14 protein-coding genes are annotated in these 22,591 nt (G+C 66.7%); all 14 read left to right on the top strand.

From position 1 onward, the window contains the following. Positions 1-227 precede the first annotated feature (227 nt). The 14 genes from AB0436_RS29255 (at position 228) to trpA (ending at position 22,438) form a co-directional block, all read left to right on the top strand. Positions 228-1,598 (top strand): APC family permease, encoded by a 1,371-nt coding sequence (locus AB0436_RS29255; RefSeq protein WP_366470959.1) that lies wholly within the window; start codon positions 228-230, stop codon positions 1,596-1,598. Between the two features lie 169 nt (positions 1,599-1,767). Continuing rightward, positions 1,768-4,818 carry an FAD-binding and (Fe-S)-binding domain-containing protein gene (locus tag AB0436_RS29260; RefSeq protein WP_366470986.1) on the top strand — a complete coding sequence of 1,017 codons (3,051 nt, stop codon included), beginning with the start codon at positions 1,768-1,770 and terminating at the stop codon, positions 4,816-4,818. Positions 4,819-5,078: 260 nt separating this feature from the next. Further along, positions 5,079-6,866 carry a helix-turn-helix domain-containing protein gene (locus AB0436_RS29265; protein ID WP_366470960.1) on the top strand — a complete coding sequence of 596 codons (1,788 nt, stop codon included), beginning with the start codon at positions 5,079-5,081 and terminating at the stop codon, positions 6,864-6,866. A 215-nt stretch (positions 6,867-7,081) separates the two neighbouring features. Next, complete coding sequence (locus AB0436_RS29270; protein ID WP_366470961.1) at positions 7,082-8,029, top strand: C-terminal binding protein; 948 nt, start codon at positions 7,082-7,084, stop codon at positions 8,027-8,029. An 18-nt stretch (positions 8,030-8,047) separates the two neighbouring features. Then, positions 8,048-9,325: an aminotransferase class III-fold pyridoxal phosphate-dependent enzyme gene (locus AB0436_RS29275; RefSeq protein ID WP_366470962.1), complete on the top strand. Its 1,278-nt coding sequence runs from the start codon at positions 8,048-8,050 to the stop codon at positions 9,323-9,325. 13 nt (positions 9,326-9,338) lie between these two features. Next, positions 9,339-10,217, top strand: a complete 879-nt coding sequence (locus AB0436_RS29280; protein ID WP_366470963.1) for a fumarylacetoacetate hydrolase family protein — start codon at positions 9,339-9,341, stop codon at positions 10,215-10,217. Between the two features lie 76 nt (positions 10,218-10,293). Next, the gene (locus AB0436_RS29285; RefSeq protein ID WP_366470964.1) at positions 10,294-12,390 is read left to right on the top strand and encodes a hydantoinase/oxoprolinase family protein; all 2,097 of its coding nucleotides are present in this window, start codon (positions 10,294-10,296) and stop codon (positions 12,388-12,390) included. A gap of 1 nt (position 12,391) precedes the next feature. After that, entirely contained in the window at positions 12,392-14,152 is a 1,761-nt protein-coding gene (locus AB0436_RS29290) for a hydantoinase B/oxoprolinase family protein (protein ID WP_366470965.1), read from the top strand. A gap of 192 nt (positions 14,153-14,344) precedes the next feature. Then, complete coding sequence (locus AB0436_RS29295; RefSeq protein WP_366470966.1) at positions 14,345-15,487, top strand: Gfo/Idh/MocA family oxidoreductase; 1,143 nt, start codon at positions 14,345-14,347, stop codon at positions 15,485-15,487. Between the two features lie 542 nt (positions 15,488-16,029). Continuing rightward, entirely contained in the window at positions 16,030-17,985 is a 1,956-nt protein-coding gene (gene iolD / locus AB0436_RS29300; protein WP_366470967.1) for a 3D-(3,5/4)-trihydroxycyclohexane-1,2-dione acylhydrolase (decyclizing), read from the top strand. Positions 17,986-18,098: 113 nt separating this feature from the next. Then, positions 18,099-19,454: an NAD-dependent succinate-semialdehyde dehydrogenase gene (locus tag AB0436_RS29305; RefSeq protein WP_366470968.1), complete on the top strand. Its 1,356-nt coding sequence runs from the start codon at positions 18,099-18,101 to the stop codon at positions 19,452-19,454. A 183-nt stretch (positions 19,455-19,637) separates the two neighbouring features. Continuing rightward, positions 19,638-19,994 carry an SDR family NAD(P)-dependent oxidoreductase gene (locus AB0436_RS29310; RefSeq protein ID WP_366470987.1) on the top strand — a complete coding sequence of 119 codons (357 nt, stop codon included), beginning with the start codon at positions 19,638-19,640 and terminating at the stop codon, positions 19,992-19,994. 390 nt (positions 19,995-20,384) lie between these two features. After that, entirely contained in the window at positions 20,385-21,647 is a 1,263-nt protein-coding gene (trpB, locus tag AB0436_RS29315) for a tryptophan synthase subunit beta (protein ID WP_366470969.1), read from the top strand. Between the two features lie 68 nt (positions 21,648-21,715). Next, on the top strand, positions 21,716-22,438 hold the full coding sequence (trpA, locus tag AB0436_RS29320) for a tryptophan synthase subunit alpha (RefSeq protein ID WP_366470970.1): 723 nt from the start codon (positions 21,716-21,718) through the stop codon (positions 22,436-22,438). Positions 22,439-22,591 lie beyond the last annotated feature (153 nt).

Here is a 22,591-nt window from a genome sequence, read left to right on the forward strand (position 1 = left end):
GGCCGGCTCGCCCGACAGGCGAACCGGCCTTCCGGCATGCCTCGGCGACTCCGGCGGAGTGTCTCACCCTGGTACAGAAGGGTGTGAAGCAGCGCACCTAGTGTCGTGCCATTCCATAGCCATTCAACGATTGGGTCCACATGGTCGGCACTACCGAAGCAACGGCGCAAGTACCGGCGACCGAGGGGCTTCGGCTCCGGGGCAATATGGGAGTCGGAGAGCTCGTTATGAGCGTGCTCGCGTTCGCCTCGCCCCTGGCAACCGTGGCGGGCACCATGCCCGTGCTCCTGGTATTCAGCGGTAAGGCCGCGCCGGGCATCTACATCATCATGACGGTGATGCTGCTCATCTTCTCCGTGGGCTTCGTGAAGATGAGCCGCTCGATCGAGAACCCCGGTGGTTTCTACTCGTTCGTCACCGCCGGTCTCGGCAAGCCGGCCGGTCTCGGCGGCGCGTTCCTAGCGTTCGTCGGCTACGTCTGTATCGGCTTCTTCGCGCCACCCTTTTTCGCGGCCACGATGCAGGGGTTCGTTGCGAAAACCCTCCATGGACCCGAGGTCCCGTGGTATTGGTACGCGCTTGCGATCATCGTCGTCACCACCCTCCTCGCCTACTGCCGCATCGACCTCTCGGCCAAGGTGCTCACAGTCGCGATGATTCTCGAGGTCGTGATCGTCCTTGTTTTCGACGTGGTGTCGTTCTCGACCAGCGGCGACCGTGTCGCACACGGAATCGGGTTCTCGATGCCGTGGTTGACGGACGCCGGGCTCGGGCTGGCGCTCCTCTTCGCGATCGGCAACTTCTTCGGCTTCGAGGCGACCGTGATCTTCCGTGACGAGGTCAAGAACCCGGATCGCACCATTCCGCGTGCGACGTATCTCGCCGTCGCAGGCATCGGCGTGTTCTACGTCGTCGCAGCGTGGGGGTACGTTGCGTTCCTCGGCGCGGACAGGGCGCAGAGGGCCGCACAGACGAACACCGTTGGTCTGTTCAACAACTCCGCGGAGCAGCTGGTCGGAACGGTCTTCGCCGACATCGTCTCAGTGCTCCTGTTCACGTCGGTCCTTGCGTCGATGCTCTCGGTTCAGAACATCGCCGCCCGCTACAGCTTCTCGCTCGCGAAGGACGGGGTGCTGCCGAAGTTGCTCGGCCGTGTGCACAAGCGCCATAGCTCTCCCTACATTTCGGCGTTGACGGTCGGCGTCATCTGGGCCGTAGCCACGATCGTGTTCACCGTGGTCCGGGTCCGTCCCGACGCCCTCTACGCGATCGCCAGCGGTAGCGGAACCTTCAACGTGCTGCTGCTCATGTTCCTCGTGTGCCTCGCAGTGCTCGTCTACTTCCTCCGCCGTCGGCGCAGGAATCCCGAATCACTGTGGAATACGGTGGTCGCTCCGGCTACCAGCCTAGTGTTCCTCGGCGTCGTGACCTATCTGGCCATCGCGAACTACTCCGAACTCATCGGAGGGTCGACGCGGGTGACGGTAATTTTCATGGCGTTCACGTTTGCGCTGTTCATAGGTGGTGTGCTCTACGCCCTCTACCTGCGCAAGAAGCGTCCCGAGATCTACGCGAAGCTCGGGCGCGAGAGAGTCTGATTGGCCCTGGCTCACACAGTCGAGCGAGCGCCTGACTATCCTGGGCGAGCCGGCCGAGATGCCAGCCGAATCCAGGGGCATCGTTGCCACACAGTTCCCCAGGATGAGCAGGTGGAGTACCGCTCCACGTTGTCCTTCGCGCCGATCGGGATCGTCATCGGCCTTGAGCGTGTCGAATTGGGACATTCCTGCGTCAGCGCGCGTCCATACGCTTTCGGTGGCCGAACCGAATGGAGTACATCTGATGTCGAGAGCCGTTGGCGTCGCTGCCGACATGAAGCAGTTGATTCGCGAGCTTCGGGATCGAGAGATCGACATTGACGACTCCACCCGGCGCCGATGGGAGTACTCCTACGACGCATCGAATTACCGAGTCCAGCCCGCAGCGGTGGCGTTCCCGAGGCGCGTCGACGACGTCCGCGAGATTGTGCGGCTCTGCACCGAGCACCAAGTGCCTATCGCCACCCGCGGCGGCGGCACGTCAATGGCGGGCAACGCCGTCGGCGAGGGCCTGGTCATCGACCTCTCGCGGTGGATGACAGCGATGGACGAGGTGGACATCGACTCGCGGACTGTCTGGGTCGACGCAGGGGTAGTGCTCGGAGAGCTGCGCAGTGCGGTCGAAAGGCAGTCGGCAGAAGAACTGACCTTCGCGCCGGATCCGTCGTCTGTCTCGCGCGCGACGATCGGGGGATCCATCGGTAACGACGCGTGCGGAAATCACTCCGTGGCGTACGGGCGCATGACACATCATCTGCAGGAGATAGAGCTCGTCACCGCTGATGGAGCGTACCTTCGCGCCGGGCGCGAAGGACTCCGCGCCGTGGAGGCACGAGACCACGAGTCGGCCGTACGCGCCGCTGAGCTCGATGCAGCGCTGCGCTCGCTCGCGCGGAAGCACCTGGCGCCGATCCGGACGGAGTTGCAGAGGATCCCGCGCCAGGTCTCCGGATACCACCTGGGCGAGCTGCTGCCGGAGAACGACTTCAACGTGGCACGCGCACTCGCCGGCAGCGAGGGGACCTGCGCGATCATCGTGCGCGCACGGGTCGCCCTGGTCCCGAAGCCCGGAACGACCGCATTGCTGTGCCTGGGGTATGAGGACACCGTCGAGTCGGCTCGGGACGTGATGCCCATCCTCGCGGCGAGGCCGACGGCGCTCGAAGGACTCGACCTGTCGATCGTGGACATCGTGCGCCACCGGCGAGGCGTGGCGAGCGTCGACTCCCTGCCGCGCGGCAGCGCCTATCTGATGGTCGAGTTCTCGGCCGACACGATCGAGCGCGCATCGGCGGACTGCGGGCGGCTGCTCGACATTCTGCGCGCCGATGGGCGAGTGCTCGACCACAGGATCCTGACCGACGCCGACGAGCGGGCGAAGCTGTGGAAGGTGCGCGAAGACGGCGCCGGCCTGTCGTCGCGTCGCATCGACGGGGTTCAGACCTGGCCCGGCTGGGAGGACTCAGCAGTCGCGCCCGAGCGGCTTGCCGAGTATCTCGCCGAGCTGCTTCCTATGGTGCGCAAGTACGGCTACACCGCTTTCATGTACGGCCACTTCGGTGCCGGATGTGTGCACATGCGACTCGACTACGACCTGCGCAGCGAGACGGGCCGCCAGGACTTCCAAGACTTCACCCGCGAGGCGGCCGCACTCGTCGTGAGGCACGGCGGCTCGCTCTCCGGGGAGCACGGCGACGGCCGGGCGCGCAGCGAGTTGCTCGAGGTCATGTACTCGCCCGAGATGATCGCGCTCTTCCGGGAGTTCAAGCACAGCTGGGACCCCGCCGGGCTGCTGAATCCTGGCATCATCGTCGACCCGGAGCCGTTTGCAGTGTCTCTGGCGCTCGACGGACTTCCCGAGCCTGGGAGGGGCGCTGGGGGAGCAGCCGCCCGGAGCAGCAAGGTGCTGCTCGGGCTCTCGATCCCCGCTCAGGGCGGTGCCAGGAATTCGTCCGGTCCGTTCGCAGGGAACACGCACGCGTGCATCGGCGTGGGGCGGTGCCGTGCGACCGCGGGTGGTTTCATGTGCCCGAGCTACCGGGCGACGAAGGACGAGAAGGACTCGACCCGGGGACGCGCGCGCGTGCTGCAGGAGCTGACGCGCACTAAGGACAGCAACCTGAGCGGCTGGTCGAGCCCAGAGGTGCGGGAAGCCCTCGACCTCTGTCTTTCGTGCAAGGCGTGCTCGAGCGACTGCCCCACTGGTGTCGACATCGCCGAAGCCAAATCGGAGCTCGTGAACGAGCACTATCGCGGCAGGCTGCGCCCCTTCACCCACTACTCCATCGGGTGGCTGCCGAGGTGGCTCCCGCTCCTCACCCGGATCGCGCCCCTCGCCAACATCGGGGCGAACAACCCGATCGCACGCTCCATCGGCGAGCGTCTCGGGGTAAGCGCACGACGGCGTCTGCCAGCGTTCATCTCAGCACGTGCGAGACGGCGCCACGTCCGTGAGGCGCGTTTCTCCGACGATGCAGACGTCCTTGTTTTCGCCGACAGTTTCACCCGGGCGTTCCGCCCCGAAGTGATTTCTGCCGCAGCTCGCGTGCTCGGTGACGCCGGAGGGACGGTCGGCTGCACTGCTGACGCCTGTTGCGGACTGCCCTGGATCTCTACCGGCCAGCGCGATGGCGCGCGACGCCGGCTCCGGCGCTTGATCAACCGCTTCGACGACGGGACTGACCGGCCGATCGTCGTACTTGAGCCGAGTTGCGCTGCCACGATCAGAGACGAGGGCCCGAAGCTCGTCGGCGGCGCCGCGGCTCAGCGGGTCGCCGCTCGCGCGCGGTCCTTCGCCACCGCAGTGGACGAGGCGCTCGCAGGCGGATGGAGGCCGAGCGCGCCGCCCCCGGAGCGCGCGGTCCTGCAGACGCACTGCCATGAGCACGCGGTCTTCGGCTCGGACGCCCAGCGTCGCGTACTGCAGCGCTGGGGCGTCCTGGACGTCGCGGTGTCCTCCTCCTGCTGTGGTGTCGCCGGAAACTTCGGCTTCGAGGCCGAGCACTTCGAGGTGTCAATGCAGGTGGCCGAGCATTCGATCCGGCGGGCCATGGATGCCTCGGTCGACGCACCGGTGCTTACTGACGGCTTCAGCTGCGCAATGCAGGTGAGCCAGATCGACGCGCTACGCGGCAGCAGCCATCTCGCTTCGGTCCTGGACCCCGCTCGACCGGCGGGCTCCACAGCAAAGAGCCCCCGCATCGCCCTCGACGATGGCTGAGCGGCAGCGTAAGCTGCCGGAAACGCCAACAATACGATCGCCCTACCTTGCAGAGGTACTCGCGGGGATCGGAAGGGGCGGCATCGCGATCCAGCCTCGGGATCACTCCAGCACGGCCCTACGCTCGGCCTCCAGGAGCTTCAGTACCTCCCCCTCATCGATGGCTGCCCCGAACTAGATCGCTCTGACCAGCACGGTCACAGGCCCAATACAGACAGTTACAATCATGCCCCGCACTCACAGCCGACGAGGAGGTCCCCATGGTGTCACTCGCTTCGCGCCCGTCGAGCGTTTCGTCGGCGCCCCACCGTATGGCTAAGATCCGAGAACAGTTCCTGAGCCGCGCCACCGACGATCTCTCGGATCTCCGTCCGGTGGTCGCCCGCTCGTGGCGGCGCAGTCGCGCTGCGGGCGTCGACTCGCAGGCCGATCGCGGCTACATGGATGAGGGACGTGTCGACGAGCGCACCATGCTCATCGCTGAGCCGCACCTGCGGAAGCTGGACGAGGTCGCCCAGGACATCGGTGGCCACGTGAGCCTGAGCTCGCCGAATGGCGCGCTGGTCAAGCCGCCCTTCCTGAGGGAGGATATCGACTTCGCGCCGGGATACTCGCTGTTGGAGGCGAGCTGCGGCAGCAACGGCGAAGGCGTCGCGCTGGAAGAGGGGCGTGCCGTCTGGCTGTCGCCCGAGGAGCACTTCCGCGAGGATATGCGCCGCAACTGGTGTTTCGCCTCGCTCATCCGCGACCCGTTCCACAACCGAGTGCGAGCGGTGGTCGGGCTGACGCTGCCCGCCGCCCGGGTGCAGGGACTCGACCCGTCGTCCACGCTCCTGATGCTCGAAGGGGTCACGTCGCGGATCGAGCGTGAAATCGAGACGCACATGTCGCCGCGAGAGCGCACGCTTCTGCGGGAGTACCTCACCATCTCGCGCCGGCGGGGGAAGGCCGCGGTCGTGGCGACCGACGGCAAGCACTCGTTCATGAACTCCGTCGCGACGGCGTCCCTGGAGGGACCCGATTTTTCCGTCGTCACCGGCTATGCCAAGAGTGTGATGTCCTCGGGACTCGGTATAAGCGTGGAAGTGATGCTGGTGGGCTTCGGGCCGGCGAGCATCGAGGTCTTGCCGGTGGACCTGTCCACCTCGGGCTTCGGCGCTGTCGCCGTGGTCCGCCCCCTTGCTCGCCGGGGCCGGACGCTCGACGCGCCGACGGTCTCGCGGCACGACACCTCATCGTCTGCTGATCAGCTGCTCGAGCGCCTCGACGGACAGAGCATCGCGTTGCAGCGGGCCGTCGACTCGGCCAGGACCGTGGTCGAGCAGCGCCGGTCCGTGGCCATCATCGGTGAGCCGGGTAGCGGAAAGACGCGGCTTGCCGAGGCGATCGCCGCCGTCCACGGCAATGTGATCCAGATTGACGCGCGCCGTACCGACGCCCGTGCCCGGATCGATCAGGCGCGCGAGCATGCGGACACGGAGTCCGATCTGGTCCTCTTCATCGCTCACGCCGACGAGCTCTCACCCGCGGAGGCCGGCGACGTGGCCGCTCATCTGCGAGGCGGCATGCGCCACACCGTGATCTTCACAGCCGCGAGCGTCACAGATGCGAGCCGCGCCATCGCCGACGCCGGCGGGGCGCTCGAGATCTCGCTCGCCCCGCTGCGCAGACGGCGCGAGGACATCCCACTGCTGGCCCAGGCGATCGCGAGTGAGGTCGGAGATCGTCGGCTCTCGCGAAGGCTCGTTGCCACCCTCACCAACGCCGATTGGCCGGGCAACATCGCCCAGCTGCGCCAGATCGTCTCAGATGCGATCGAGCGGTCCCGAGGCATCGAAGTCTCCGATGACGATCTGCCCGAGAGCTTCCACCGCGTGCTGAACAAGGGGCGGTTGTCGCGTCTCGAAGACGCGGAGCTGGCCGAGATCCGCAGTGCCCTGCGTGAAGCGAAGGGCAACCGACGACTTGCCGCCGAGATCCTTGAGATCGGGCGTTCCACCTTCTACCGACGCATGGACTACTTCCGCAGCCGAGGCTTCGACCTCTGACCAGCCGACGAACGGCCCGGACCCGCTTGGGTCCGGGCCGTTCGTCGTGTCCGAAGGAGGTCTGTCGAGTGTGTCGATCTGGCACGGATGGCCCTGCTCGCACCGGGTTTTAGTTGAGTCAGTGCCCCGGAACCGGCCTTGATCAGGGCTTGGGAAACGGGCATAGGCCGCACTCCGGCGACGACGAGAACACGACGTGAACAGGACGACACGATATGAACGGCGATGAGCCGGGGACCATCCTGGTGGCCCCTCACCACTTCCCGGATCTGAATCGCGAGCATGCACTCGCCGATGAGCTCGACTACGAACTCGTCGCGGCGGCTGACGTGGACGCGTTCCGCGCGGGACTGCCGGACGCCGAGATCGTGATGGTCACGCCCTACGCGCGGCTCACCGCCGAGGAGTTCCCGATAATGAAGAAGTGCCGCGCGGTGATCCGCTACGGCATGGGCTACGACAACATCGACGTCGGCGCTGCCACGAAGGCCGGGATCCCGGTCGCCATCGTCCCGGGCACCGCCTCGGAAGAGGTGGCTTCGCACGCCTTCGCGATGGGCGTCGCGCTCGCGCGCCGGCTTCCGACCGGCGACGCTGCCATCCGCGACTTCGGCTGGGCCGGGGTCATCGGCTATGACACCCCCGTGCTCTCTCAACTTGAGGTCGGCGTCGTCGGCCTGGGGCGCATCGGTCAGCATGTGGCGCGGATGTACTCGGCGGTCGGTGCGCGAGTGCGAGGCTACGACCCCTTCATCGCCGACGGACCTGTAGAGCTCGGCAGCCTGGGAAGCGTGCTCGAGAACTCCGACATCGTCTCGCTGCACCTCCCCCTGAACGACGACACGCGGCACCTGGTCGATGAAGACGTGCTCGCACGGATGCGCAAAGGAACCGTGATCGTGAACGTGTCGCGCGGGGGACTGATCGACGAGGAGGCGCTCGCGGCGGCCCTGAAGTCGGGGCATATCGCGGGCGCCGGCATTGACACGTTCTCGCAGGAGCCGGTCGCCGCGGAGAACGCGCTGCGATCCGCGCCACACACGATCCTCACCCCGCACATCGCCTGGCGTTCCAACCGCTCGACCGGAGCGCTGCAGGACGGCGCGGTGGAGCGGGCGCGGCTCGCGCTCACCGGGCGGCCCCTGATCGACCTCGTGAACTGATAAGTGGAGAAGACTGACGTGGCGACAAATATCCAGAAAAACCGTGTCTCAGGCAGCGCCCCCGCGGAGGATCCGCACCTGCGCCGGGGTCCGCGCGGCTATCCGCTTCTGCCGGGCGGCTACGGTCGATCCACCTATTACACCGGCGCGCCCAGCCCCTACGCCGTTCGCGGCGAGGGCTACCGCGTCTGGGACGACCGCGGCCGCGAACTGATCGACGCGAACAACAACTTCACCTCGCTCATCCACGGCAACGCCCACCCGGACATCACGGAGGCAGCGACCAAGGCCCTGTCGGCCGGGGCGAGCTGGGGGATCCCCAACCTCTACGAGTGGGAGCTGGCCGACTCGCTGCTCTCGCGGCTGACCGAGCTCGATCAGGTGCGGTTCACCAACTCCGGCACCGAGGCCGTCATGTCCGCCATCCGGATCGCCCGCGCCAGCACTGGCCGTGAGCGCGTGATCGTGACCAAGGGCGGTTACCACGGCACGTCGGACATCGCCCTCGTCCCCGGCGGCCCGACCTATACCCGCGGCGTACCCCAGGGGGTGATCGACGACGTCACTCCCGTTCCGCTCAACGACGCCGAGTTCCTCCGCCGTTCGATAGAGGCAGCGCCCGACGCCTACGCGGCGATCATCCTCGACCTCCTGCCGAACCGCGCAGGGCTGTTGCACATCTCCGACGAGTTCGTCACCACGGCACGGGAACTCGCGACCCGCTACGGAATCGTCCTGATCATCGACGAGGTCATCAGCCTGCGGCTCAGCCCGCACGGTCTGAGCGGCGAGTACGGTGTCTCGCCCGACCTGCTGACGACGGGGAAGACGATCGGCGGCGGCTTCGCGGTCGGCGCGGTCGTCGGCCGCGGTGCGCTCATGTCCGAGGTGGACCCGACGCGGCCCGGAAGCCTGCCACACGGCGGCACGTTTTCCGGCAACCCGGTCAGCATGGCGGCCGGCGCTGCGGCGCTGCGCCTGTACAGCGAGTCCGAGGTGCAGCGGCTGAACAAGCTCGGAGACACCGCGCGCGAGTCGGTCATGGCCCGCGTGGCGGACGCCGGCTGGGAGGTGCGGGGGCGTGGCTCGCTGCTCCGAGCCGTTCCTGCGGGCTCAGAGAAGGTCGACGAAGGCACACAGCACCGTCTGTGGTGGGAGTCGTACAACCGGGGCCTGCTCGGCTCACCGGCCAACCTGCTCTCGCTGTCGACCCCGATGGACCAAGCCGTCGTCGACGATATCGCAGACCGCCTCGCGGACGCTGTGCTCGCCGTTGCCGCGCGTACACAGGACTGAGAGGGCAGCAGCAATGCGAATTGTCTCATACCTCCACGAGGGCCGCGTCCGAGGCGGCGTGCTCCTCGACGACACAGTGTTCGACCTGGAGCGCCTGTTGAAGGCGGCCTACACGACGCCGGCCTCGTCCGTCCGGGACTTCCTGAACGTGCACGGCCCTGAGCTCAAGTCATTCTCGACCGGCGTGGCGGGGCTGATCGAGGAGAATCCGCGTACGCGAGTCGGCTCTCGTTCCGACGTCCACCTGACCGCTCCCGTTCCTGATCCGGCGAAGGCGCTCTGCGTCGGACTGAACTACAAGGACCACGTCAACGAGACGGGTCGCGCGATGCCGGAGTACCCCGACGTGTTCGTGAAGTTCGCGTCGACCCTTGTCGGCCCCGAGGACGAGATCCAGGGCGCCGATGTCAGCGCGAACCTCGATTTCGAGGGCGAAGTTGCCGTAGTCATCGGACGCGCGGCGCACCACGTATCGGAGGGCGAGGCCCTCGACTACGTCGCCGGCCTCGCCCCACTGAACGACATCTCGGCTCGTGACCTGCAGTATCGCGGGACTCAGTGGACGGCCGGCAAGACCGTCGACCGCTCGACCCCGTGGGGCCCCGCCCTCGTCACCCTCGACGAGATCGGCGACCCGCAGACGCTCGAACTCGTAACCCGTGTCAACGGTGTGGAGCTGCAGCACTCGAACACCCGGCACCAGATATTCCCGATCGCCCGGATCGTCTCGTATCTCTCCAGTTTCCTCACGCTCGAGCCGGGCGACGTGATCGCGACCGGCACACCGCAGGGGATCGGAGCGAAGCGCACTCCACCGGTCTGGCTGAAGCCGGGCGACACCGTGGAGGTCGACGTGGAGCGCGTCGGCATTCTCAGCAACCGGGTCGCCTAGCAGTGACGCCGCGATGCCGCGCCCGTCCCACGTGGGCGACCACCACTCGCAAGTTCTCGACAGACATGGAAGAAAGATGACCGAGGCCCAGACGAATTCACCCGGCCGCGACGCGAGGTACCGCATCGCCGTCGACACCGGCGGCACGTTCACAGACGTGGTCCTCGGCTCCGACAGCGGTGACATGGCCGTCGGCAAGGCACTCACCACCTACGACCGCGTGTTCACCGGCTTTGAGGCCGCAGTCCGCCGTGCGGCCGAGTCCGTCGGCTGGAGTGGCGACGAAGTACTGCGCGACGCCGACGTGATCGTCTACGGCACCACGCACGCCACCAACGCCGTGCTCACCGGAAAGATTGCCAAGACCGCGCTGCTGGTCACGGAGGGTTTCGCCGACACCCTGCTGCTGCGAGAAGGCGGCCGCCGCGATGCCTTCGACTCGAAGGCCGCCTACCCCGGCCCGTACATCCCGCGCCGACTCACCCATGAGATCCGTGAGCGCATCAACTCCGAGGGCGAGGTGCTCGTACCCCTCGATGAGGAGCAAGTGCGCAGCGCCCTCAAGACCCTCGTCGACGAGGGCGTCGAGGCGATCGCCGTGTCGTTCCTGTGGTCGATCATGAACGATGCTCATGAGGGCCGCCTTGCGGAGCTGATCGAGGAGATTCTCCCGGGCGTCCCATACACGCTCTCGCACCAGGCGAACCCGACCATCCGCGAGTACCGGCGTTCGTCGGCTGCCTCCATCGACGCCTCGCTGAAGCCTCTCATGGCCGACCACCTGGGCAATCTGCGCTCCGACCTGGTGAAGTACGGGTTTACCGGCGACCTGCTGGTCGTTACCTCGGAGGGCGCCGTGCTTGACGTCGCCGACGTACTCGACCGCCCCGTGCTGCTGCTGAACTCTGGTCCGTCAATGGCCCCGCTCGTCGGTGCGGCGGCGGCACCCGATCGTGAAACCGTCGTCGTCTGCGACATGGGCGGCACCACCTTCGATGTGTCGCTCGTCGAAAGCGGAGTCGTGCGCCACACCCGCGAGGCGTGGCTCGGCGAACCCTTCGTCGGCCATCTGACCGGTCTTTCGTCGGTCGCGGTCTCGAGCATCGGAGCCGGCGGCGGCAGCATCGCCTGGATCGACGGCGGCGGACTGCTTCGTGTCGGCCCGCAGAGTGCCCGCAGCACCCCCGGCCCCGCGGCGTACGGCCGCGGGGGTGAGGAACCGACCGTCACCGACGCGTGTGTGGTGCTCGGCTACCTCGATGCCAGCGGCTTCGAGGGCGGGTTCACCCTCGACCGCGACGCCGCCGTGCGTGCCATCGAATCACGCATCGCCGGCCCGCTCGGCATGACCGTCGAGCAGGCGGCGCAGGCGATTCTCGATGTCTCGGTCAACCACATGGCGACGGCGATCCGACAGGCCTCGCTCGAGCAGGGCGTCGATCCGCGTGGGGCGCTCATCGTGGCAGGAGGCGGCGCCGGAGCCATGGTCGCCGCGGCGATCGGAGTGCTGCTGGAAGCCGACACGGTTCTCATCCCAACGACCGCGGGGGTACTCGCGGCCTACGGCGCCCATCGTGCACCCATCGCCACCGAGTTCCTCTCGCCGCTGCACAACGACACCCACGCGTTCGATGCCGAGTCGGCGACGCGGGCCGTCGAGGAGCTCAAGGTGAAGGCGGCCGAGTTCGCTGCCCGCTTCGACGGGGTCGGAACCGCAGCCGAGCTCACCTACTTCGTCGACGCGCGCTACCCCGGTCAGGCGTGGGATCTGCGCGTGCACCTCGACGAGGTGCCGAACATCCGCGGCGGCGCTGCCGATGTCATCGCGCGCGCGTTCCACGCGGAGCACGACCGCCGCAACGGCACCCACGATGCTCAAAGCCGCGTCGAGATCATCACCTGGGGCGTACGCGTCGAGGTGCCTCGGCCGGAGCAGTTGAAGGACGCGGTAGCCGGGAGCGGATCGCCCGAGTCACATCGCACCGATCCGATGACCTTCGGCGGCGCGAGCTTCGACACGACTCGCTTCCGCGGCGTGACGCTGGGCCCCGGCGGCAAGATCGCCGGCCCGGCCGTCATCGACCAGCCCACGACAACCATTGTCGTCCCGCCGGAGTGGGACGCGACGCTCGACGACCGCTCCAACATCTACCTGACTCGTAAGGAGGCGTGACGTGTCACGTGAATTCGACCCGGTCAAGCTCTCGGTGCTGGCGAACGCCTTCGACGGGATCGTCCGCGAGATGACCAGCGGGCTGCTCAGGTCCGCACGCTCCTCGGTGATCAACACGGCGCGCGACTTCTCCTGCGCCGTGCTGACTGCCGACAACCAGCTGCTCGCCGCGGCCGAGGGTGTGCCCGTCCACGTGTTCGGTGCTGGTCCCCTCGGTGAGGACATGGTCGCACTGCACGATGACATCCGCGAGGGTGACGCGTTCCTGCACAACGACCCCTACATGGGCAACTCCCACGCGGCCGACCACTGCATCCTCGTGCCGATTTTCATCGAGGGGCGGCACCTGTTCACCGCCGTCACCAAGGCCCACCAAGCCGACTGCGGCAACTCGCTCCCGACGACGTTCTACGCGACCGCGCGTGACGTCTACGAGGAGGGCGCGCTGATCTTCCCCTGTGTGCGGGTACAGCGCGACTACACCGACCTCGACGACATCATCCGCATGTGCCGCGCGCGCATCCGCGTGCCCGACCAGTGGTACGGCGACTACCTCGCCTCGGTCGGAGCCTCTCGCATCGCCGAGCGTCGCGTGCAGGAACTCGCAGCGAAGTTTGGCGCCGACACGCTCGTCGAGTTCGTCGACGCCTGGTTCGACTACTCGGAGCGCCTCGCGACGAGCGCAGTGGAGACGCTGCCGGAGTGGGCTGTCACCGCCTCGACGTCACACGACCCCTTCCCCGGCACCGGTCCCGAGGGGGTTCCCATTCAGGCCACGATCTCGGTCAAGCCGGCCGACGGCCGGGTCACCATCGACCTGCGTGACAACCCCGACAACCTGCCGAACGGACTCAACCTCACGCGTGCAACGGCGACCGGAGCGGCGCTGGCGGGCATCCTGTCCGGTCTTCCGGAGTCCCTGCCGAGCAACGCGGGCACCTTCCGGCGCTTCGAAGTGCTACTACGTGAGGGCTGCGCCGTCGGCGTGCCAAAGCATCCGTACTCGTGCTCGTCGGGCACGACCAACCTTGCGGACCGGGTCGTCAACATCGTTCAAGCCGCGTTCTCGCAGATCGAGGACGGATATGGAACCGCCGAAGGAGCGACCGGTCAGGCCCCGGCGAAGTCCGTGATCTCGGGCATCGATGAGCGCAACGGCAACGCCTATGTGAACCAGATCCTGGTCGGCGGCGTCGGCGGTCCGGCGACACCGTACGCCGACGGCTGGCCGACCTACCAGCGCCCTGTGTGCGGCGCCCTGCTGTACCACGACAGTGTCGAGGTCGACGAGCAGCGCTACCCGATCTTCATTCACGAGCGTGTGCTCGTCGCCGACTCGGGCGGCGCGGGTCGCCAGCGGGGTGGGCTCGCGACGCGTGTCACGATCGAGGCGCGCGACGATGACGTGACCATCACGTACGGGCTTGAAGGCAAGTTCAACCCGCCCAAGGGTGTTCGCGGCGGTGCCGGAGGCGCCGTTCCGGAGGCTTGGGTCGAAGGCGTCGACGGAAGTCGTAAGGAGATGCCGGTCGTCGGCCGGTACGACATGCTCCGCGGCGAGAAGGTCGTGTCGATCACGCCTGGGGGCGGCGGTTATGGCGACCCCCTCGAGCGGCAGACTGATGCAGTGCTCAATGACCTGCGTGAGAGCCGCATCACGCCGGAGTCGGCATTCGATGTCTACGGCGTCGTGATCACGGACGGTGCCGTCGACGACGCCGCAACTGCCAAGCTTCGCCGCGGTCGGGTCTCGACCGGTTAGAAGGACGCGGCGAGGTCCCTGCGCACCCGTCATCCGTCTCGTGTTCCGGTCTGGAGCGCGTCGGCGTCACTCACCGGGTCGATTGCGGTAATGAGGGGGCGGCCGCAGCACATCGCTCCCCGCCATTATCCGGGCCTCGGCAGGGACTGCCAGCCGGCCGGAACATCGGAAGCCAGAAACGAAGTGAGAGAAATGGATCCCATTCGCGTAGGCGTCATCGGCGTCGGAAACGTGCTCAATCAGTACCTCGACAAGATCGGCGTCCATCCCGACGTCGAGATCGTCGCACTTGCCGACGTCAACGCCGAGGCAGTCGCCAAGCGCGCGGCGGAGTACTCGGTGCCGAAGGCGCTCACCCCCGACGAGCTGCTCGCCGAACCTACGGTGGAGCTGGTGCTCAACCTGACCCCGCCGAATCTGCACGCTCCTGTCGCGCTTCAGGCGATCGCCGCCGGCAAGCACGTGCTGTCGGAGAAGCCGTTCGCGACCTCGCTGGAGGAGGCACAGCAGATCCTCGACGCCGCCCAAGCCGCGGGTGTGAAGGTCGGGTCCGCGCCTACGACGTTCCTGGGGTCGGGCATGCAAACCAGCCGCAAGCTCATCGACGACGGCTGGATCGGCCGGCCCATCGCCGTCTTCGGCTCGTTCGCAAACCGCGGCTACGAGCACTGGCACCCGAACATCGAACCCTTCTACAGCCCCGGCGCCGGCCCCATGCTCGACATCGGCCCGTACCTCATCACAAACCTGGTGAACTTCCTCGGTCCGGCCAAGCGGGTGTCGGCCAGTGCTCAGAGGTCCTCGGTGACCCGCCCCCGTCCTACGGTGGACGGCGGCTACGACGGCGTCATCGATATCAAGACCCCGACCCATGTCACGGGCGTGATCGACTTCGAGTCCGGTGCGACCGCCACGGTAATCGTGAGTTGGGACGTGTGGAACCACAATCTTCCCCACCTCGAGATCTACGGCACGAGCGGATCGATTGCCGCGCCCAACCCGGACCACTTTTCCGGCGCGCCGATCCTTCGTCGCGGTGAGCCCGCCGACCTCGCCCTCGACATGACTCCTCCCGGTGGCGGCGACTGGCGGGCGACGCCCATCACACATCGTGACGACGCCTACCGTGGGATCGGCTTGGCCGAGTTCGGCCACGCGATCCGGAACGGACTCCAGCCCCGCACTGGCGGAGCCTTCGCCTACCACGTGCTCGAAGTGCTTCTGGCCTTCGAGAAGTCGTCGGAACTCGGCCGGCACATCGAGATCGAGAGCACCTGCGAGCGCCCCCGTCCTCTTCCGTCGGTCGGACCGCACGAGCCCTACCGATTCGACTGATCCGGTCGTCATCCGACACGTAGGATCCCCCGAACGGGACTTCCTGACCATCGCCGGCCTCGTCGACATGCCGCACCTAGGGCTGCGCATGGTGGCGGGGTCCGGCGGCGCGGAGAACACCGTTCTGCGTACGCCCGTGTGCGAACTCGCCGATCCCGGCCTGCACGAGTGCGGCGAGCTGCAGATCATCAATGATTTTGGGGCTTCCTCGCGAGCCGCCGAGCAGGTCGAGTGCATCAACCGCTTCTTCCGGTACGGCTCGCTGGCGTCGCTGCCGTGGTGCGGGCACCGGCGTGGAATCCGAGCTGCTCGACGATGCGGATCGAGCTACCACGACGCGTGTGTGAACTCCGGCGCGCGGTCGAGGCATTACCGCTCACCGACGAGGCGTAGGGCCGTCGATCGGTCGTGGCAGGTGGCCGAGAGGCCCTATGGCGTCGTGTCAATGTGGCACAGTCGCGCCCCTTTGCGTGGTGAAACGCTGCCTCTCGAACGCCTCGGACCATCACGCCGACGTTTGAATCACAGACCTAGGAGAAGGCATGACTACCACCGCTGCCGTCGACACTTCAGTCGGCGCCCCCAACAAAAGTGTGCGTCGGCGCACTGTCGCGCAGGCGATCGTCGAGTACCTGCAGGTTCAGTACAGCGAACTCGATGGCGAGCGCCGTCGCCTCATCCCGGGGATGTACGGAATCTTCGGTCACGGCAACTCGGTCGGCGTGGCCCAGGGCATCGACGAGTACGGCGTCGACTTTCCACACTTCGCCGGCAAGAATGAGCAGTCGATGGTGCACGCGGCCATTGGGTACGCCAAGGCAACCAATCGCGCCGCGACGCTGGCCTGCACCGCGTCCGCCGGCCCGGGCTCGACCAACATGATCAGTGGCGCCGCCACCGCGACCACGAATCGCCTCCCGGTCCTGCTGCTCCCCGCCGACATCATCAACAACCGCAAGGGCGACCCGGTGCTCCAGCAGATCGAGCACCCGGTAGAGCGTGACGTGTCGGCCAACGATGCCTTTCGCCCGGTGAGCCGGTACTTCGACCGCGTTACTACGCCCTCTCAGCTGCTGGTTACCCTGCCCGAGGCGATGCGAGTTCTGACCGACCCGGTCGACACCGGTGCGGTCGTCGTCTGCCTGCCGCAGGACATCCAAGGTGAGGCGTACGACTTCCCCGAGGAGTTCTTCAGCCCGCGAGTCTGGCCTATCCGTCGTCGACCGGCGGCGCAGGAGGAGATCCGCGACGCGATCGAGATCATCCGTCGTGCGCAGCGACCGGTCTTCATCGCCGGTGGCGGCGTGCGCTACTCGGGTGCGGCCGACGAGCTCGCGAGGCTCAGCGCTGACTTCGGAATCCCCGTCACGGAGACCTACGCCGGCAAGGGGATGGGCCCGATCTCACACCTCAACCTCGGCGGACTCGGGGTCGACGGCACGATCGGTGCCAACAAGATCGCCGGACGCGCGGACTGCGTGATCAGCGTCGGCTCCCGCCTGCAGGACTTCATCACTGCGTCGCACTCACTGTTCGAGAACCCCGACGTGAAGCTGGTGCACTTCAACGTCAGCTCCTTCGACGCGCACAAAATGGGCTCGTACCCCGTCGTCGGAGACGCGAAGTTGTCGCTCACTGCACTGCATGAGGGGCTGACCGCGGCTGGATACCAGAGTGTCGATGGGTACCGTGACGAGATCGCGGACGCGCGCCAAGCCACGGCCGACGTGCTCGGGCACGACCTGGAAGACATCCCCGGCGAGAAAATGAGCCAAGCGCAGGTGATCGACGTGCTCAACAAGCACACCGGCGCCGACGACGCACTCGTGCTCGGCTCCGGTGGTGTGGTCGGCGGCGTCCACAAGGCGTGGGACACCTCGAACGGCACCAAGGTCCTCTCCGAGTACGCGAACTCCTGCATGGGTCACGAGTTGCCGGCCGGTCTCGGCTATCGGTTGGCCCGCCCGGAGGCGCCGGGCGATGTCTTCGTCCTGATCGGTGACGGCACGTATTACATGCAGCCGACCGAGCTCATCACCGCGGTTCAGGAGCACCGGAAGATCACCGTCGTGATCGTCGACAACAGCGGGCATCAGTGCATCTGGCCGTTGCAGGTCACCAAGGGCGGCCCGGGCCGTGAGTTCGGTACTCAGCTGCGTGAGCGGAGCGCGGAGACGGGACGCCTCGACGGGGCCGTCGTGCCCGTCGACATCGCCGCGAATGCGGCCAGCATGGGCGCGGTCTCGTGGTCGACCACCACGATCGAGGAGTTCAGGACGGCACTCGAGGAGGCCCGCGGCGTCCAAGACCGGCCGGCGGTCGTGGTGGCCCACGTGGAGCCCTGGCGTTACCTCACGGGCAACGGTGCCTTCTGGGACGTCGGCGCCCCGATGACTTCGGAGCGACCCGAGACCCTGGAAGGCGGCATTCAGCACCGCGAAGGCCGAGAGCGCCAGCGCTACTACGGTCCGACGATCGCTCCCAGCAGCGAGTTCTGATCGGGATCCCAGCGCCCAGAACACCACGGCTGCCCCGCGGCGTCCCGTCGTGGGGCAGCCGTCTCTTCCGGCACAGCATCCGGAACGACCCAAGAAATCAAGGAGGAAGACTGATGGGAACGTTCGCCGTTACCGACCCGTCCACGGGCGAGACCGTCGCCGAATACCCCACGGCGACCCCGGAGGAGATCGAGGCCGCCCTCGCCGCTACCCACAGGACGTATCAAGGGTGGTCCCGCCACACCACGGTGCGCGAGCGAGCCACTTACGCTCGGCGTCTCTCCCAGCTCTTCATCGAGCGCCAAGACGAACTCGCGAAGATCATCAACCGCGAGATGGGCAAGCCGATCCCGCAGGGAATCGGCGAGATCGAGTTCGCGGCCAAGATCAGTGCCGCCTTCGCCGACAATGCGGAGCATTGGCTTGCCGATGAGCAGCTCGAGGTCCTCGACGGCCTGCGGAGCTTCTTCCGCTACCAGGGCACCGGCGTGATCCTCGGCATCATGCCGTGGAACTACCCGTACTACCAGGTCGTGCGATTCGCGGTGCCGAATTTGATCCTCGGCAACACGGTCATCCTGCGTCACGCTGCCCAGTGTCCGGAGTCGGCACTCGCGCTGCAGCAGTTGTTCCTCGACGCCGGCTTCCCCGATGGCGCGTACGTCAATGTGTTCTCGTCCCACCAGCAGCTCGCCGACATGATCGCCGACGAGCGCGTGCAGGGCGTCTCGCTCACCGGCTCCGAGCGCGCCGGTGCGATTGTCGCCGAACAGGCTGGTCGTGCGCTGAAGAAGTGCGTACTCGAGCTCGGCGGGTCCGACGTGTTCCTGGTGCTCGACACGGCCGATATCGACAGCGCGGTCAAGTATGCGGTGGCTGGCCGAATGGACAACACGGGGCAGAGCTGCATCGGCTCCAAGCGCATCGTTGTCATCGACCGCCACTACGACGAGTTCGCGGCGAAGTTCACCGCCGCGATCGGAGCTCAGTCGTACGACAACGGCGACTTCGGGCCGCTCTCGTCCGGCTCCGCGACCAAGACGCTAACGGCCCAGGTGCAGGGGGCCATCGAGCAGGGCGCAACAATGCTCGTCGGTGACAACCGGCCGCAGGGCAACGTCTACACCCCGAGCGTGATCGGCGGCATCACTCCGAGCATGGATATCTACAGCGAGGAGTTGTTCGGCCCGGTGGCGCAGCTCTACCGAGTCTCCAGCGACGAGGAAGCGGTCGAGCTCGCCAACTCCACGCCCTACGGCCTCGGTTCGGTCGTCATCTGCGACGATCTGGAGCGCGCCGAGCGCGTCGGCGACCAGCTCGACGTCGGCATGGTGTTCGTCAACGCTAGTGGCCTCGGCGGTCCGGACGTGCCCTTCGGTGGCGTCAAGAAGTCGGGCTATGGCCGCGAGATGGGGAAGGTCGGCATGCTCGAGTTCGCGAACAAGAAGCTCTACCGCTTTGCCCGCTAGCTGGACGCGCTCTTGCTCGACGGGGAGACCCGGAGTCAAAGCCACGGGCCTCCCCGTCGTCCGGCGTACTATCACGTGACCGGGAAAACAAGGCGAGACGCGTTCGAAAGTGTCCCAGAACCACACACACCATCCGTTTCGATGCTCGCTACGATGCACAACGACTTTCCACCGAATTCATCGATGCTTGGACCCGATGGTGACTGCACAGGGATACCGGGTTGTGGGGTCGATGAAGGCTGCCTGTGGAGGATCGATGTGAACATTTGTTCAATGCCGGGCCTCATCGGCTTTGGCGACACCTTCGCGTACCTCGCGCCGAAGCGGGCTCTGTGTGGCATGACCAAGGCGGCCGCGCTTGAGCTGGTCGAGCGCTGCATCCAAGTCAACGCGATCTTAACCGGCGAGACGGATACCCCCTTCTCCTCACGGATCGGGCGGCCCTTTGCCCCGAGTCTTCGCCCTTCGGCCGCTGGGCTTAGCCGTCCGAGAACTCAGTCGCGGTCCTGTTCCTCGCCTCGGGCGGAGTCAGCTATATGAGCGGCGCGGAATTGATCATCGACGGCATGCGCACCGCGGCGTGATATCGGCTCGGCGGTATTCAGATGTGGTATATACCGCCGACCCAAAGGGCTGTTCCGTAACGGCTGACGGGTCGCTAAACAATCTTGTAGCAGTTGGTGCGATCGCTGCGCCAGAGTCGTCCTTGACAGGCCGGTGATCGGGCTGAGCCCGCACGCATTCGGCAAACGAGGGCGTCAACCTCCCGTGCCATGGCCGGCCACACACCGCCCGCTTTCCGGACCGGGTGATGCTGGTCTCCGCCTACTGGGCGCACCAACCTGATTGCGCGTCAACTCGCCCCACGTAAAGAAAGGCCCACTTGTGTCTGCAACTCCAGCCACCCGAGCCAGGTGAGGAACTCAGAGAATGACCATGCGACTAGAGGGCTCTAGGTGGGCACCGGGGCCCGACGGCTACTACGGGGACTTCGGTGGGGCGTTCACGCCCGAGGTCCTCCATGAGACCCTCGCGGAGGTGCGCGCGGCCTTCGACAATGCTTGGCGCGACCCGGAGTTCTGGAGGTCGTATGTCGAGATGATGGCGACATACGCGGGCCGACCGACGCCGGTGACATACTGCGACAACCTTACGCGGAGGTTCGGTGGCGCACGGATCTATGTCAAGCGCGAGGACCTGAACCACACCGGGGCCCACAAGGCTAACAATGTCATGGGCCAAGGCCTGCTCGTGCAGCGCATGGGGAAGAAGCGTGTGATCGCCGAGACCGGGGCCGGGCAGCACGGCGTGGCCACGGCGACCATGGCGGCGCGGCTAGGGCTGGAGTGCACGATCTACATGGGCGAGGTGGACATCGTCCGCCAGCACCCAAACGTCTTCTGGATGAAGCAGCTCGGTGCCGAGGTAGTCGCCGTCACCGAAGGGACACGGACGCTGAAGGACGCGCTCAACGCTTGCCTGCGGGACTGGGCAGAGTCGATGGACGACACACACTACGTCCTGGGGACTGCATGCGGCCCGCACCCGTTTCCGCAGATGGTTACGTACTTCCAGTCGATCATCGGGCACGAGGCGCGCCGCCAGGTGCTCGATGCGACGGGTCGGCTGCCGAACCGGGTCTACGCGTGTGTGGGAGGCGGCTCAAACGCGTCTGGCATCTTCGCAGGATTCCTTGACGACTCTTCGGTTGGGCTCATCGGCGTGGAAGCGGGCGGCAAGGGGATCGGCACGGGACAGCACGCCTCGCGCATCGCCGGCGGCCAGGGCCGACCCGGTGTCGCCCAAGGCTACAAGACGGTCTTCCTCCAGAACGAGGAGGGCGTCATGGGGGACACGTATTCGGTGGCCGCGGGTCTCGACTACATCGGCATCGGGCCGATGCTGGCCTACCTGCACGAGCAGGGGCGCGCCCGCTTCGAGTCGGCGACCGACACCGAGGTAGTTGAGGCACTGCGCCTCGCGATCCGGAATGAAGGGATCATCCCGGCGCTGGAGAGCTCTCACGCATTCGCCGCGGCGTTTCGGGAGGCGTCGAGCCTGTCGAGCGAGGACGTGATCCTCATCAATCAGTCCGGTCGCGGCGACAAGGACATCTTCACTGTCGCCGACGCGCTCGACGACGACGACTGGAAGAACTTCATCCAACGGAAGAGCGCGGAGTACGGACGATGAGCGTGACTCGGCAAGCGGACTTCGCTAACCACCTGGGTCGGCGGCTGGCGAAGCGGCCACTGCTGCTCATGACTCACCTGGTGGTCGGCTACCCCTCCCTCGACGCCAACTGGGCGATGCTAGAGGCGATGGACAGCGCCGGCGTGGACCTGGTCGAGCTGCAGATGCCCTTCAGCGAGCCCATCGCCGACGGCCCGTCATTCGTGAAGGCGAACCATGAGGCGATCCGGGCAGGCACGAGTTGGCAGGACTACTTCGATTTCGCCGCGCGCGCCGGGGAGCGATTCAGCTTTGAGATCGTCTTCATGGGCTATTACAACAGCGCTTTCAGCATGGGGGCGGAGCGCTTCTGTGCGAGACTGTCCGAGGCAGGCATGAAGGGATTCATCGTCCCGGACCTGCCCCATGAGGAAGCCACTGAGCTCAACGACGCGGCTTGCGGCCTCGGGCTCGCCCCGATCCCCATCATGACTCCGACGAACTCGCCGGCCCGCCTGGCTGAGATCGGCAGCAAGGCGTCGGGATTCGTCTACTGCGCCGCGCGGAAGGGCGTGACCGGAAGGAAGACGGACCTTTCGCTGGGCGTGGCGGCGTTTCTGGAGAGGTGCCGCGAAGCGACGTCGGTGCCCCTCGGACTCGGGTTCGGGATCAGGACGGCCGAGGACGTGCGAGGGCTGCGCAACCTTGCCGACATCGCCATCATCGGCACGGCGGGCCTCGATGCGTGGCAGGAGCGCGGTCCAAAGGGTTACCAGCGCTACCTGGAGACCCTGGTCGCTGAGACGGCCTGACGGCGGGCGGGCGTCGTAGCCGGGGTACGAGTGGTTCGGCGGGCGGGGACGGGAGGGCCGACATCGGAGAAAATGCACGGCCTCCCGTCCCTGCCCCCCGCCCTGCCGACGCCGCCCGCGGTGTGGCCATAGTTGTATTGCCCTGTGTGACAT

Source organism: Streptomyces sp. NPDC051322 (genome assembly GCF_040689485.1).
In the GTDB taxonomy this organism is placed as follows: Bacteria; Actinomycetota; Actinomycetes; order Streptomycetales; family Streptomycetaceae; genus Streptomyces.

Coding starts and splice junctions, on each gene's coding strand:
- AB0436_RS29270 (WP_366470961.1), top strand. CDS start 7,082: ATGAACGGCGATGAGCCGGGGACCATCCTGGTGGCCCCTCACCACTTC.
- AB0436_RS29310 (WP_366470987.1), top strand. CDS start 19,638: ATGCTTGGACCCGATGGTGACTGCACAGGGATACCGGGTTGTGGGGTC.
- AB0436_RS29265 (WP_366470960.1), top strand. CDS start 5,079: ATGGTGTCACTCGCTTCGCGCCCGTCGAGCGTTTCGTCGGCGCCCCAC.
- AB0436_RS29305 (WP_366470968.1), top strand. CDS start 18,099: ATGGGAACGTTCGCCGTTACCGACCCGTCCACGGGCGAGACCGTCGCC.
- AB0436_RS29255 (WP_366470959.1), top strand. CDS start 228: ATGAGCGTGCTCGCGTTCGCCTCGCCCCTGGCAACCGTGGCGGGCACC.
- AB0436_RS29285 (WP_366470964.1), top strand. CDS start 10,294: ATGACCGAGGCCCAGACGAATTCACCCGGCCGCGACGCGAGGTACCGC.
- trpA (WP_366470970.1), top strand. CDS start 21,716: ATGACTCACCTGGTGGTCGGCTACCCCTCCCTCGACGCCAACTGGGCG.
- iolD (WP_366470967.1), top strand. CDS start 16,030: ATGACTACCACCGCTGCCGTCGACACTTCAGTCGGCGCCCCCAACAAA.
- AB0436_RS29295 (WP_366470966.1), top strand. CDS start 14,345: ATGGATCCCATTCGCGTAGGCGTCATCGGCGTCGGAAACGTGCTCAAT.
- trpB (WP_366470969.1), top strand. CDS start 20,385: ATGACCATGCGACTAGAGGGCTCTAGGTGGGCACCGGGGCCCGACGGC.
- AB0436_RS29280 (WP_366470963.1), top strand. CDS start 9,339: ATGCGAATTGTCTCATACCTCCACGAGGGCCGCGTCCGAGGCGGCGTG.